The organism is Streptomyces griseicoloratus (genome assembly GCF_014534645.1).
Classification (GTDB): Bacteria; Actinomycetota; Actinomycetes; order Streptomycetales; family Streptomycetaceae; genus Streptomyces; species Streptomyces griseicoloratus.
This window is the reverse complement of record NZ_JACVQF010000224.1, coordinates 63438-77879: the sequence shown is the minus strand read 5'-3', so window position 1 is coordinate 77879 and position 14442 is coordinate 63438. Positions and strand designations below refer to the sequence as shown.

The window sequence follows — 14442 nt, the reverse complement described above, 5'->3', positions numbered from 1 at the left end:
GTCAGTAGCCGAAGTGCGGCGCACCCGCCGTGGCGTGCGCGACGGCGAACGGCACCAGGGTCGCCGGGGACTCGGTCCCCGCGGCGTCCACGGCGAACACCTCAACGGTGTGCCTGCCTTCCTGCCAGGGCCATCCGGAGTCCCAGGCCCACCGTCCGTCGACCGCGACCGGGCTCGCGCCCAGGAGCGTGCCGCCGGCCCGGAACCCCACCTGGGCGGCCCCCCGGGCGAGGCCGGTGAAGCGCACCGACGGCCCCGCGATCTGCTCGTACGCCTGCGGGGACTGGACCGTCGGCGACTGCGGCAGCCCCTGCCCGTCCATGCGGGGCGCTCCGCCCGGCGTGCCGCCCTGCGCCGGCGTTCCGGTCATGGCGGCGGCCGACGCACCGTCCACCGTGGTGAACGCGACGGCGACACCCTTGGTGTGACCGCCGGCCGCGTCCCAGGCGACGGCCTTCACCAGGTGCTTGCCCTTGCTCCAGGGCTTGCTCAGCTTCCAGGACCAGGTGCCGTCCGCGGCCACGGACGGTGAGCCCAGGAACTTGCCGTGCTCCCACAGGCTCACGCGTACGGCGCCCGTGGCGACTCCGGTGAAGTACACGCCGTCCGTGGGCAGTTCGGAGTTGGGCGCCGGATGGGTGACCACCGGCAGGGCGAGGTCGCTGGGCTTGTCCTGCGAGGTGTCCGACAGATAGGCCTCGATGGCCGACTTGTCGCGGTCGGGCTCCTCGTACCCGTTGCGCACCATGCCGAGTCGCGGGGGAAGCCCGTCGGCGAGCATGTTGATGAGGCCCATGAGGAAGGGGACGTTGCGCCTGGTGACCTCTGAGTGGCGGGTGATGTAGGGGGACTCGCTGTAGATGAAGTTGAAGTTGTCGTACCCCTGGAAGAGTCCGAGGAACGGCTCGACCTGCTCCTTGTACTGCTCGTCCTGCGGCGAGGACAGCAGGTAGATGTTGGCGTGCCGGCCGGCGCCCGAGCGCACCAGGTCCGGGATGAGCGCGTCGACCATCCGGACGTTCTCCTGCGGCACTCCCTCGCCCAGCATGAACCGGGCGGTCTTGGGGTGGGTGGTCTGCACATAGGTGCCGATGAGGAACTGCGGCACGATGGAGACGATGTTGCCGAACCCGTAGCGCATGCCGAAGTAGAGGGCCGCGCTGCCGCCCTTGGAGCCGCCCCACATCGTGACGCGGTCCGGGGTCAGGTCGAGGGCGTTCATCACCTTGGAGATGACCCCGATCACGGACTGCTCCAGGGAGAAGTCCATCCCCTCGCACAGGTAGTAGCTCCTCATGCCGCGGAACCGGTCGCGGATCCACAGGATGTTGGCCCGCACCGGGTTGAGGACGCCGTTCGACCAGCCGTAGTCGTCGGTGACACCGAAGTTGGCGAAGACGACGACGAGGTGGCGGTTGCCGCCCTTGGCGTGCGTGAACCGGTACTCGACGGGATACGCACCGGAGGTGTCGATCCCACTGATCAGCTCGCGTGCTTGCGGTGCTTTGGGCATGTGTGGCTTCCACTCATGAGTTGTTCGACGTCGGTCGCGGCGGTGGTCAGTACCGCGGCGTGAAATATCCGGCCGGGGCGGACGCGGGGGTGACGGTGAAGGGGATCCGGGCGGGCTCGGACTCCATGCCGCCGGCGTCCACCGCGACGACCTCGACCAGGTGCGCGCCCTCCGACCACGGCCAGCCCGGTTCCCAGGCCCAGGTCCCGTCCGGCCGGACCCCGTTCGCGCCCAGCAGCGCGCCGTTCTCCCGGAAACGGACCTGCACCGTGCCAGGGGCGATGCCGCGGAAGCCGACCGCCGTGCCCGCCACCTGCTGGTGCGCCGCGGGCAGGGAGACGACGGGAGGCTGCACGCGCGGGAACGCGGGCCGCGCACCCTGCACGCCGGGCCCGGCGCCCGGGCCGGGCGGGATCGGGCCGCCCACGCCCGTCGGCATGCCGTGGCCCGCGGCGGGCGCCGCGCCGGCCGGCACGGCGCCGGCGGGTGCGGCGGCGGCCCCGTCCGTCACCGTGAAGGGCACCTCCGTCGTCGCCGAATGGAAGCCCGCCGGATCCACCGCGAAGATCTTGACGCGGTGCTCCCCCTTGGCCCAGGGCTTGGACGGCTCCCAGGACCAGGTCCCGTCGGCGGCGACCGGGGGCGAGGCCAGGAACTTGCCCTTCTCCCACATGCTCACCCGCACCGCCCCCGGGGCGAGCCCGGTGAAGCGCGCGCCCGTCGCAGGCAGCTGCCCGCCCGCCGCCGGCACGGTGACCACGGGAGGCTGGAAGGCTCCGGCCTTCTTGACCTTGGCGGTCGCGCCGAGGAAGTCGTCGATGGCCGACGTGTCCCGGTCGGGCTCCTCGTAGCCGTGCCGGGTCAGGCCGAGCCGCGGGGTGATGCCCTCGACCAGCAGGTAGGCGATGCCCAGGAGCGGCGGCACGTTCCGCACGGTGACCTGGTTGTGCTCCTTGACGAACGGGGACTCGCTGTGGATGTAGTTGAAGTTCGGGTAGCGCCGCAGCAGTTCCAGGAAGGGCTCGACCTGCTCCTTGTACTGCTCGTCCTGCGGCGACGACACCAGGTAGATGTTCGCCTCGGGGCTGGCGCCCGCCCGCAGCAGGTCGGGGAGGATGGCGTCGAGGACCCTCGCGTTCTCCTCCGGGAGCCCTTCGCCGAGCATGGACCGGCCGACCTTCGGATACGTCTCCCGTACGAAGGTGCCGATGAGGAACTGCGGCACGCACGCGACGATGTTCCGGAACCCGTACCGCAGCCCGAAGTAGAGGGCGGCGCTGGCGCCCTTCGAACTGCCCCAGAGCGTCACGTCGTCCGGGGTCAGGCCGAGGGCCTTCACCACCTTCGCGATGAGGTCGATGACGGATCTCTCGACGGAGAAGTCCATCTCCCTGCACAGGTAGTAGGTGAGTCCGCCGTCGAAGCGGTCACGGATCCACAGGATGTTCGACCGCAGGTCGTCGAGGACACCGGTGGACCAGCCGTAGTCGTCCGGGGCCGCGAGGTTGGCGAACACCACCGTCAGGTGGCGGTTGCCCTTCTTGGCGTGGGCGAACCGGTACTCGACGGGGTGCGCACCGGACGTGTCGATCCCGGTGATGATCTGGCGCCCCTTCGACGCTGCTTTGGGCATGTGCGGCTTCCAGTCGTGAGTTGTGCGGATCGGCGGGCGTCGGTGGGTCAGTACCGCGGCGTGTAGTACCCGGCGGGCGCGGGGGCGTTGAGGACGGTGAAGCCGGCCGGGGCGGGCGGGGACTCCATGCCGCCCGGGTCCACGGCGACGACCTCGACCAGGTGCGGCCCCTCCGGCCACGGCCAGCCCGCGTCCCAGCCCCAGATCCCGTCCGGCGCGACGGCCGCCGCGCCCAGGAGCACGCCGTTCTCCCGGAACCGGACCTCCACGGCGCCCGGCGCGGTGCCGTGGAACCCGACCGACGTCCCCACCTGCTGCTGCGGTCCGGGCACCGAGACCACCGGCGGATGGAGGAGTGTGCCGGCGGCCGCCGCCGGGGCGACGGGGGTGTGGGCGACCGGACCCGGAGCGCCCTCCACCACCGTGAAGGGGACCTCGACGCGGGCCGAGTGGAAGCCCGCCGGGTCCACCGCGAAGATCTTGACCAGGTGCTTGCCCGTGGCCCACGGCTTGACCGGCTCCCAGAACCAGGTGCCGTCTGCGGCGACCTCCGGCGACGCCACGAACTTGCCGTTCTCCCACATGCTCACCCGCACCGCCCCCGGGGCCGTGCCGGCGAAGCGGGGGCCGGTGACGGGCACCTCGCTGTTGTATCCGGGCGCCGTGACCACGGGGGGCGCGAAGGCGTCGGCGTTCTGCACCTTGGAGGTGGCGGAGAGGTAGGCGTCGATGTCCGACTGGTCGCGGTCGAACTCCTCGGCGGCGTGCCGCACGAAGCCCAGGCGCGGGGCGTAGCCGTCGGCCAGCAGGTTCAGCAGACCGACCAGTGCCGGCACGTTCCGTCGCGTCACCGTGGCGTGACCGGTGATCGTCGGCGATTCGCTGTACATGAAGTTGAAGTTCTCGTACCCCTGGAACATGCCGAGGAACGGCTCCACCTGCACGCTGTAGTGCTCGTCCTGCGGGGAGGAGAGCACGTAGATGTTGGCCCCCGGGTTCGCCTGCGCCCGTACCAGGTCGGGCAGGAGCGCGTCCAGGACCCGTGCGTTGTGCGCGGGCGCCCCCTCGCCGAGCATGTAGGCGGACACCTTGGGGTGCCGCTTCTCCAGGGCGTCGCCGATGAGGAACTGCGGGACGATGGCCACGATGTTCCGGTAGCCGTAGCGCAGTCCGAAGTACAGCGCGGCGCTGCCGCCCTTCGACCCGCCCCACAGGGTGACCTGGTCCGGGGTGAGCCGCAGCGACCTCATCACGTTGGAGATGAGGGTCTGTACCGAGTCCGCCAGGCCGAAGTCCATGTTGCGGCACAGGTAGTAGGCGTTCATCCCATCGAAGCGGTCGCGGATCCACAGGATGTTGGCGCGCACGTTGTCGAAGACACCGTTGGACCACCCGTAGTCCTCGGGCGCCGAGAAGTTGGCGAACACGACGACGAGGTGGCGGTTGCCGCTCTTGGCGTGGGAGAACCGGTACTCGACGGGAAACGCCCCCGACGCCTCGATCCCGTTGAACAGCTTCCGCCCGCTTGAGGGCTTTTTGGACATGTACGGAACTCCAGTCTCAGGGGCAGATCGTCGTATTGGCGTCGAATCGGCTGATCGGCCATGATGTCGGGATGCCTCTGGTGGCCTTCCCGCTCCCGCCCCGCCTTCGCCGACGCCGCGGCGTCCTCGCCGTGGCCTCGGTGCTCGCTCTGTCGGCCGTCCTCGCCGCGTTGCCGCTGGTGCGGACCGCCATGGGCGATGCGCGGCTGCGCGCGGCGGACCGCACGCTGACGGTGGCGACCTGGAACATGTGCGGCGTCCGGCAGTGGGGTTGCGCGGACACCGGCAGTGCCGCCGCCAAACGGCGGGCGGTGGAACGGCTCGTCGACGACGGTGCCGACGTCGTACTGCTCCAGGAGGCCTGCGCCACGCACGCCGAGTCCGTGCGCAGGGCGCTCGGCGGGTCCTGGCGGCTGTCCTTCCGGCCCTACACCTGGCGCGACAGCGCCGGGCGCACCGGCACGGTCCGCTGCGAGGGACGCGGACAGGGCATCGCCGGCCTCGCCCTGCTCTCGGCCCGGCCGCTGTCCTCGGTGCGGTCGGTGCCCTCGCTCCAGCCCGAGGTCGGACTGCGCCGCGGCATTCTGTGCGCGACGGTCGCGGCGGTCGGCGTCCGGGTGTGCAACGCCCATCTGAGTGTGCCGGGCGGCGACCGGGCGCACCCCGGTCGGGAGTACCGCGACGACCAGCTCGAAGCGCTGATCGCGGCCGTGCCTCAGCGGCGCACCGTGTTCGGCGGCGACTTCAACGTGAACCCGCCCGGCCGGCGCAACCCGTCGAGCTGGGTGTGGCCGTCCGCCGCCTACCGCGCCTACCGGGAGTGCGACCAGGCATCCGCAACCGACCGGTCGGGGCGCCCGACGCATGTGTCCGGCCACAAACTCGACTACCTGTTCACCGGACTGCCCCGGTCCGGCTGCGCGGTGCGCGAAACCGGCGTCTCCGACCACCGGGCGCTGCTGATCGGTGTGGACACCGGCTGAGGCCACACCGAAGCGGCACCCGGCTCCCCCGTCGTGAACGGGGAGCGGACCGGGCACCGGGAACGGGGACGACGGGGCGGTCATGGAACGTCGGAGCCGTCCGGCTCGGCCGGGCACGCCCGCGGTCCGCCGTCCGGCTGAGCCGCCGACGTCATACGATCGCGCCTTCGTAGGTCCGGTCTCCGTTGAGCGGTGGCTGCCCGACCGGTTCGCCCGGCTGCTGGAACCTCGCCGGCATGAGCTCCGGCACCTGCGGGTTCGGCTGCTGGTGCGGGTACGGCTGCTGCGGCTGCGGCGCGATGGCGTGTGCCGGGACGGGCTGGGCGGGCAACGTGCCGTTGAGCGGCGCCGGGCCGGGCTCGGGGCGGGCCGGCCGGCGAGGGGCGGTGAACCAGCTCCCGGCGGGACCCTGGACCGGTGTCATCGGCCGGCCCGTGTGCCGGGTGTCGACGGTGCCGACGGCGGGTGCCATCGCCTGTCCGGGCGCGAGGTCACCGCCCGCCACCAGCATCCGGTCGGCGAGACGCGCGGCGGCGTACCCGTCGTCCAGGTCGCAGAACTCGTTCTGGAACCAGCGATAGCGCTCGGCGTAGACCTCCTGGATCCGGTCGATCTGCTCGATGGCCGACACCAGGTCCTCGGAGGTGTAGAGGAGGGGGCCGGGGGCGCTGCTCTCGAAGTCGAAGTAGAAACCGCGCAGGGTGTCGCGGTAGTGGTCGAGGTCGTAGGTGAAGAAGAGGATCGGCCGCCCGGTGTTGACGTAGTCGAACATCAGGGAGGAGTAGTCCGTGATCATCACGTCGGTGATCAGGGAGAGGTCGGCCATGTCCGGGTAGTCGGAGACGTCGTAGACGAATCCGTCACCGGCGCCCGGCACCGGGTCCACGACGTTGGGGTGGCGGCGGACCAGCAGGACGTGCTCGGCGCCCAGCCGGTTGCGGGCGTCGGCCAGGTCGATGCGGAAGTCGAGCTTGTACTTGCCGGGCGCGTAGTACTGGTCGTCGCGCCAGGTGGGCGCGTACATCACGACCCGCTTGCCCTCGGGCAGCCCGATGCGCCGCCGGATCTCCTGCTCCCGCTGCTCCATGCCGGGCAGCCGCAGGACGTCGTTGCGCGGGTAGCCGGACTCCACCATCTCGCCGGGGAAGCCGAAGGCGCGCTGCAGGATCGGGGTGGAGAAGCTGTTGGGCGAGACCAGCATGTCCCAGTTCTGCACCTCCTTCTCGACCCGTTCCAGGTAGCGCCGGTCGGCGAAGTGGATGGACTCGATGTCGTGGCCGATCTTCTTCAGCGGGGTGCCGTGCCAGGTCTGGACGACGATCTGGCCGTCCCGCCTCTGGAACCAGTCCGGGAGGTGGTTGTTGGCGACGACGTACCGGCTGGTGGCGAGGGCCTCGTACCACTCGGGCGACCACATGCGGATCGGGATCGCCGTGGGCGGCACCTGCACCTGGTCGTCGCGCACCACCCACAGGTGTTCGAGGTCGGTACCGCGCCGGAGCAGTTCCTCGTGCAGGGCCCGGGGGCTGTCCGAGTACTGGGTGCCCTTGAAGGCGTCGAAGAGGACGGCGGGGCGCACCTTCTGCCGCCTGGCCGCCGGATATGCCTTGGTGCGCAGCAGCTTCTGGCGGTACGGGCCCCGCGCGTTGTCGGGCATGGCCGAATGGACGAGCAGGGACAGCCGGTCGTAGGCCTCGGCCTGGAGTTCGTAGCGCCGCTCGTCCTCCTCGTACTCCTCGGGGAACGAGCGGATCAGGTCTTGTTCGATCTTGACCATCAGGTCTTCGAGACGGTCCTCGCGGGCCACCGACGACAGGTCCTGGCGGCGCAGGAAGAAGTCCCAGCGGCCGGCCGCGAGCGGGATGTCACCGGCCAGCGTCCGCATGGCGGCGGGGGTGACGACGCACCGGAACTCGTTGCCGTTCCACTCCAGCGGGACGTCGCGCTCGGCGCCGTGCGCGCGGGAGCGCACCACGATGTGCGCGTCCTGGTACTCCCGGGGCGACAGCCGGTCCGCGGCCAGGTACCGGCCGTGGATCACCAGCGAGCCGTCCTCGTGCCAGGCGAAATCCGTCACCGTGGGCAGGGTGGCGCGCTCGAACAGCACCAGGTAGCCGGAGCCGTTGCGGTGGACGACGACCTCCCGGTCGCCCTCCCGGGTCTGCAGCGAGGCGGGCATGCGGTAGTGCCCGTCCGTCGTCTCCTCCGCCATGACGGGGTAGATGGTCATCTTGCGGCCCTCCACGTGGAGGGTCGTCTTCCAGCCGTTGCTGCCCATGCTCCAGGACTGCGGGATGTCCGTGTCCGCCTGGGCGTCGGCGCGGAAGCCGGGGACGAGGGAGCGCAGCGGGAGCCGGGCCGCGAAGGTGCACCAGCCCTCTCCGCCGGGGGTGAAGTACACCTTGCCGTCGTGCCGGCCGGCGCCGCTCAGACTGGTGACGCGGAGCTTGCCCCACTCCGGGACCTTCGGGCCGAGGTAGACCCCCCGCAGTTCCAGCTGGTCGCCGACCAGGCGGTGGCCCGTGATGCGGCACCGCACGACCTCCACGCGGAGCTTGAGCTTGCCCTGGAGGAAGACCGGAAGGATGCGGGTGTTCTTGTCGACGTACTTGTACGGGGGGTTGGCGGCGCTGCCGGCACCGCCCCGGTCGATGCCGCGGTAGCGGAACAGCCCGCGGCTGAGGACGCCGGCGGCCACGTCCCAGGTGCCCTCGACCCACTGGCCCTTGCGCTTGAGGCGGGTGGTGTCGATCCGGGCCTCGAAGCCGGCCCAGTCGTAGCAGTAACGATTCTGGTTGGAGTGCTCGGTGGCCTGCGGGGCGTAGGTGGTCTTCGCGGTGGTGATGACCATCCGCCCCTGCTTCTTGTTCCGCAGGGCGATCGCTTTGACCGACATGTGCTTCTTGTGCACGTTGATGAAGCGCACGTACGCGGTCCCGGTGAGGGTCAGCAGGTCGCCGTTGGTGCTCCAGCGGGCGCCGCTGAGGGAGCCGTGCAGGGAGAGTTCCTTGTCGAGCCGGAACGCCTTCTTGTCGAGGCCGACCTCCCGGTCCCCGAGGTAGGGGTACTTCAGGTAGCGGTGCCAACGGCGCTGGACGGGCATCGGGCCACCGCGGCGCTCGAACTCGATGACGTCGAGCAGTTCGGCCAGCCGCCACTCACGCACCAGCAGCCACTTCACGCGGGCGTCCGCGGGCAGCTCGTCGATGATGGTGAGGTCGGCCTCGTCCAGGAACTCGTTGGCCCACTGCATGAACGCCTGCCGGTACTCTTCGTCCGCGTCCGGCAGCACCTTGAGGTGCAGCATGAGGTCGGACTTCAGGCAGGCGAGGTCGTACTTGCGCTTGCTCTCCTCGTACTGGCGCGAGCGGCGCTCCGCCAGGAAGCGGCTGACCGACTGCACTGCCGCGACCCGGTCGCGCAGGTTGGACAGCTCGCTGTGGCGCTGGGTGATGGACGGCGCGGCCCCGCCCTCGCGCCGGCGCCAGAAGTAGACGATGTCGGTGATGACGTCGACCTTGGCGGCGCGGAAGTGGGCGTACATGTTGACCCAGGAGTCCTCGTACATGACGCCCTCGGGGAACTCTATGAAGTGGTAGTCCCAGAAGGACCGCCGGAACATCTTGTTCCAGACGGTGCGGTCGTAGATGAGCGCCTCGAACCGGGTGATGTGCGTGCCGCGCCGGTTCTTCTGCATCGGTCCCTTGTGCAGCGGTGACTGCCACTTCTTGGTGGAGTTCATCATCTGCACGTTGCCCGAGACGAAGTCCGAGTCGGACTCCTCGAGCGTGCGGATCAGCAAGCTGTAGGCGTATTCGGGGATGACGTCGTCCCCGTCGACGAAGGCCAGGAACTCGCCCTGCGGGTGCATGGCCCGCAGCCCGGTGTTGCGTGCGTGGCCCGGACCGTGCGCCTCCTGGCGGATCATCCGGAAGCGGGGGTCGGCCGCGCAGAAGTCGGCGGCGATCCGCGAGGAGCCGTCGGTGGAGCCGTCGTCGACGAGGATCACCTCGAAGTCGCGGAACGACTGGCGAGCGATCGATTCCAGACACTCTGCGAGATAGGTCTCGACGTCCTGGAAGGGCACGACGATGCTCAGACGCGGACGATCCACCAACTCGTACTCCTACCAAGACATTTCGCCCAGCGGGCCATTCATCAGTCCGGACTGGACGCCCCACCCCTACGGTGAACCCGCAGCTTCCCCTTGCCGCTCTGGCCTCACCGATCCCTCTGACCGCCGAGAAAGCCCCCCTTCACCACGGTCACAGGTTCGCCATATCTTATGTCACCCTTAAGGATGGTCAAGGTCAGTTAATGTGGCATCCATCGCTGTAACGCGCTATGGTTCCCGGCTCGTAAAGTCGCTATGGGTCGGCGCGCATATAGTTCTGCCACTGACACGACCGCATAGTGGGCCGGTTTCCCCCCACCCGGGCCCTGCGACTCCGCTGCGCGGAGCCCGTGAGGAGAGGAACCGAACACCATGTCACACAGCACCACCACGGGGCCCAGGCGTGCCCGCAGGGCCGCGCCCGGCGGCGGGCGCCGCGCGCAACGCGGCCGGAGGCGCTGGGGCCGCATCGTCCTGCTGGCGTTCGTGGTCCTGCTGCTCGCCGTCGGCGGTACCGGCTACTGGCTCTACAGCGGCCTCAACGGGAACATCGACGGTGTGGACCTGGACAAGGCCCTCGGTGACGACCGTCCGGAGAAGCTTCCGACGTCGGGTCAGAACCTGCTGGTCCTCGGCTCGGACTCCCGCGCCGGTGACAACGCCTCGCTCGGCACCGGCAAGGTCTCCGGCGCCCGTTCGGACACCGCCCTGGTCGTGCACATCCCCGAGGGCCGCAAGCAGGCCGTCGCCGTGAGCATCCCGCGCGACACCCTCGTCACCCGCCCGGAGTGCACCAAGTCCGACGGCTCCAGCCTCCCCGAGGCGAAGCGCGTGATGTTCAACTCCGTGTACTCGCAGGCGGGACCGGCCTGCGTGGTCAAGACCGTGGAGAAGATGTCCGGTGTCCGCATGGACCACTACATGGAGATCGACTTCGCCGGGTTCAAGGGACTGGTCGACGCCATCGGCGGTGTGACCGTCACCATCGACGAGCCCATCAAGGACAGTTCCAGCGGCCTGGACCTGAGCGCGGGCACCCACACCCTGGACGGCACCCAGTCCCTGGCGTTCGTGCGGACCCGGCACGGGGTCGGCGACGGCAGTGACCTCGGCCGCATAGGACTGCAGCAGCAGTTCCTGATCGCGCTGCTGAGCGAGGTCAAGCGGCAGGACCTGCTGGGCAGCCCCACCAAGACGTACAAGATCGCCGACACGCTGACCTCGGCCCTCACCACCGACTCCGAACTGGCCTCGCTGACCAGCCTCGCGGACTTCGCCCGCAGCATGAACGGGGTCGACCCCGCGTCCATGGAGACGATCATGCTGCCCGTGGCCTACGACAAGACCGATCCGAACCGGGTCGTGGCCGCGGAGCCCCAGGCGACCCAGCTGTGGAAGGCCATCCGCTCGGACTCCGAGATTCCGGAGTCCGCGAAGAAGTCGCCCGCGGTGGGCGACTGACCTCCCGTTCGAGGCGGCGTACGGCGCCGGCCGCTCAGTGCCCGAGGGTCTGCCACCGGGCGAGGGTGAGCCCGGCGCCGTCCTCCTGACGGGCCACCTTCGGTGCGCCGTCGGGTCCGACCAGCGCCATCACCACCCGCCCGCGGCCGTCCCGGGCGAGGGCGGGAACGCCCTGGCAGGGCTCGCCCAGCCCGTACCACCAGAATCCGCCGCCCTCGTTCTCGGTGCCGCCCATGCCGAGCACGACGGAGCCGTCCCGGTCCCGGTGGGCGAGGACGACGCAGTCGTAGCCGTCCACCGCCGTGCGCAGGGACGCGTACGGCTGCCGCGCCGGCGATCCGCCGAGCGCGGCGGGCCAGTCACCCGCCCGCCATGCGGCCGCGCCGCCGTCGGCGTCGGTCCAGAAGAACGTGGCCCGGTCCGGCCCGGTCTCCAGCGCGGTGACCGTGCCGGGAGTCGGGCGCAGCGCGAAGCCCTGGGGACCGTCGAAGTCGCCGCCGGGCGCCGTCTGCCGCCAGACGAAGATGCCCGACGCGGCGGCGGCGCAGACCTCCAGCCGCCCCGCGGCGAGGGCGACCGTCGCGGGCGGCTCGTCGATGCCGCTGCCCCGAAGGTCCTCCCAGGCCCGCCATTTGCCGGTCGGGGACTCGCGGCGCAGCGACAGACCGCCGTGCGCGTTCGGTACGAAGACATGCACGGTGCCGTCGGCCGCGACCGCCCCGACAGGCCGGCCCAGCTCCCGGCCCTGTTCGCGGTCCCGGTGCGGATTGCCGAGCGAGCGCCATTCCGTGAAGGCCAGTCCCGTCTGGTACTGGATGGCGTGCACGATGTCCACGCCCAGGGCGCCGTCGGCGCGCTCGCGCTCCCTGCGGCCGAGGAAGTGGACGTAGGTGTCCGCACCCTGCGTCACCGTCAGGTGCGTCAGCCCCGCCACGGCCACGAAGTGCGGTCCGCTCCACTCCGGGCCGCCCACGGCGGTCTCCGTCCAGCGGACCAGGCCGCCGTCGGTGGGCACGTAGAGGCTGAGCCGGCCGTCCCGTCCGAGGGTGAGCCAGTCGCCGTGGGCCGACCCCGGCGTCTCCCGCCCCCGCTCCACGGCGCCGGGCCCGACCTGGCGGGGGGCGCCGACGGGGCCTGCCGACCTTCTCCGCATGGCCTGGTGCACCTTCCTCAAGCCCGCCGTGTCACGGTCGGTGTCACGGACAGCGACGCTCGAACGCGGAACATCATATGCCGTTCGTTCACCAGTTCCCCATGGCTCGGTCGCCCGGGCGTTGAACCGCCGTCAGACCGCTCGCCAGGCGCCGAGCGCCAGGCCCGGCTCGTCCTTGCGGCGGGTGAGCAGGAGCTGTCCGGTGGACGGCGAGAGCGAGGCCGCCACCAGCCGGCCGTCGGCGTCCAGGGCCAGCGACACCATCGCGTCCGCCGGCAGCGCCGGGCCCGACTCCGTCCACGCCGCGCCGACCGCCTCCTGCTCCGTGGGGTACGCGGCGAAGACGACGCGGCCGGCGGCCGAACGCTGGGCCAGCAGCGTGCAGTCGTGGCCGTCGATCTCGCAGCGGACGGCGGAGACCGGGCCGGGGCCGGCAGCGGCCACCAGGGGCACCGCCTTCTCCCCCGGGCGCCAGGCGCACAGCTCGCCGGTCTCGTCGTCGGTGAAGAAGAGGGTCGTGTTCTCGTCCGAAGTGGCGAGGGCGCGGAGGGTGCCCGGGCGGACCGGCGCGTCGGTCCCCTCCGCCGGCACCGGACGCGCGCCCGGCTTCTCCTGCCGCCAGTGCATGATCCCGCCGGGGACGGCCGCGTACAGATCGACCAGGCCGGAGCGGCCCGTCACGGCCACGGGCGCCTCCTGGACGTTGCGTCCCTTCAGGTCCCGCCAGGGGTCCCAGCCGCCCTTCTCCTTCTGGGCCAGCATGCTCATGCCGCCGCCACCGTTGCGCACGAACAGGTGGGCGCGGCCCTGGGCGTCGACGGCGACGGCCGGCGTCCCGGTGCGGTCGCCCTGCTTGTTCGGGTGGCCGGCCGGCTGCCAGTCCAGGGGCGCGAGCAGCGGCCGGAAGTGCGTGGAGTGCACGAGGGTGGCGGTGCCGGTCCCCGTGGGGCGCCATGCGGCCAGATGGGTGTAGCCGTCGGTGCCCCGGCCGACCGCGAAGCCGGGGTGCAGTCGCTGGTCGCCGCCGATCCTGCGCGGCTCCTCCCAGGCACCGCCGGGTACGCGTTCGGCACGCCACAGGGCGGCGTCGTCCGAGGGGAGGTAGACACTGAGGCGGCCGTCGCGGCCGAGGAGAAGCCAGTCGCCGTTCACCGGATCACTCTAAGCGGGACCGGTCGGGCCTCGCCGACCGGGTACGACCTGCCGGAGGAGCCCCGTGCGACCCTGTGCGGCATGGACGACAACGCTGCCCTGCTCGTGATCGTGGACGCCGCGAACGTCGTCGGGTCGGTGCCCGACGGATGGTGGCGGGACCGGCGCGGGGCGGCGGAGCGGCTGCGGGACCGGCTGGCGGAGGACGGGGTTCCGGGGCAGTCGGGCCTGGTGGAGATCGTCCTCGTCGTCGAGGGCGCCGCCCGTGGCGTGGACTCCGTGCCGGGCGTACGGGTGGAGGCCGCGCCCGGCAGCGGCGACGACCACATGGTCGGTCTGGTCGCCGGGGCCGGCGACCGCCCCGTCCTGGTGGTGACGGCCGACCGGGAGCTGCGGCGCCGGGTGACGGAGCTGGGCGCGCAGGTGACGGGACCGCGAACGGTCCGCCCGGCCTGACCTCGGGCGCGCGCCCCGGCGTCCGGCCTCAGCGACCGACGCCGCGTCCGGACCGGCCCCGGCCGGCAGACGCCCACAACCGCAGCCGCAACCCCGGGCCGGCCCCGAGCGGTTCGGCACCCCGAGCCCGCCCGGACCAGCCCAGAACGATCCGGCACCAAGCCCCACCCCGAACCGGCCCCAGACGATCCGGCACCCCGAGCCCCACCGCCCCAAGCCACCCCCGCACGGCAAGGCACCCCAAACCCGCCGCGGACCAGCCGCGAGCGATCCGCCCCGAGCCACCTGCCCCAGACCACCGCGAGGGCAGGCACCCCAACCCACCCCGGACCAACCCCCGAACGATCCGGCGCCCCAGCCCCACCTGCCCCAAGCAACCCCGCACGGCAGGCCCCCGGCCCCGACTGCCCCAAGCCGGCCCCGCAAGGCAGGC

9 protein-coding genes are annotated in these 14442 nt (G+C 71.4%); 3 read left to right on the top strand and 6 right to left on the bottom strand.

What is annotated here, in order from left to right; all coding sequences use genetic code 11:
- Position 1: 1 nt before the first annotated feature.
- From H0H10_RS32120 to H0H10_RS32110, 3 genes are read right to left on the bottom strand one after another with little or no spacing between them, the layout of a single operon-like run.
- Positions 2 to 1513, bottom strand: a complete 1512-nt coding sequence (locus H0H10_RS32120) for a hypothetical protein (protein WP_188184682.1) — start codon at positions 1511 to 1513, stop codon at positions 2 to 4.
- 46 nt (positions 1514 to 1559) lie between these two features.
- Positions 1560 to 3146: a hypothetical protein gene (locus H0H10_RS32115; protein ID WP_188184681.1), complete on the bottom strand. Its 1587-nt coding sequence runs from the start codon at positions 3144 to 3146 to the stop codon at positions 1560 to 1562.
- Between the two features lie 47 nt (positions 3147 to 3193).
- A complete protein-coding gene (locus tag H0H10_RS32110; protein ID WP_188184680.1) occupies positions 3194 to 4690 on the bottom strand; it encodes a hypothetical protein in 1497 nt (498 codons plus the stop codon).
- Between the two features lie 71 nt (positions 4691 to 4761).
- Between H0H10_RS32110 and H0H10_RS32105 the strand changes: the two genes are divergently transcribed.
- The gene (locus H0H10_RS32105; RefSeq protein ID WP_188184679.1) at positions 4762 to 5673 is read left to right on the top strand and encodes an endonuclease/exonuclease/phosphatase family protein; all 912 of its coding nucleotides are present in this window, start codon (positions 4762 to 4764) and stop codon (positions 5671 to 5673) included.
- Between the two features lie 151 nt (positions 5674 to 5824).
- Here H0H10_RS32105 and H0H10_RS32100 read toward each other — a convergent pair whose 3' ends face one another.
- Entirely contained in the window at positions 5825 to 9787 is a 3963-nt protein-coding gene (locus H0H10_RS32100; RefSeq protein ID WP_309141940.1) for a bifunctional glycosyltransferase/CDP-glycerol:glycerophosphate glycerophosphotransferase, read from the bottom strand.
- A 372-nt stretch (positions 9788 to 10159) separates the two neighbouring features.
- Between H0H10_RS32100 and H0H10_RS32095 the strand changes: the two genes are divergently transcribed.
- Positions 10160 to 11248 carry an LCP family protein gene (locus tag H0H10_RS32095; protein ID WP_188184678.1) on the top strand — a complete coding sequence of 363 codons (1089 nt, stop codon included), beginning with the start codon at positions 10160 to 10162 and terminating at the stop codon, positions 11246 to 11248.
- Between the two features lie 34 nt (positions 11249 to 11282).
- Here the strand turns inward: H0H10_RS32095 and H0H10_RS32090 are convergent, their stop codons facing one another.
- A complete protein-coding gene (locus tag H0H10_RS32090) occupies positions 11283 to 12401 on the bottom strand; it encodes a PLL family lectin (RefSeq protein ID WP_188184677.1) in 1119 nt (372 codons plus the stop codon).
- A gap of 132 nt (positions 12402 to 12533) precedes the next feature.
- On the bottom strand, positions 12534 to 13553 hold the full coding sequence (locus H0H10_RS32085; protein WP_188184676.1) for a PLL family lectin: 1020 nt from the start codon (positions 13551 to 13553) through the stop codon (positions 12534 to 12536).
- Between the two features lie 81 nt (positions 13554 to 13634).
- On the opposite strand from H0H10_RS32085, the gene H0H10_RS32080 reads away from it, so the two are divergent.
- Positions 13635 to 14009 carry a PIN domain-containing protein gene (locus tag H0H10_RS32080; RefSeq protein ID WP_188184675.1) on the top strand — a complete coding sequence of 125 codons (375 nt, stop codon included), beginning with the start codon at positions 13635 to 13637 and terminating at the stop codon, positions 14007 to 14009.
- Positions 14010 to 14442: the final 433 nt, after the last annotated feature.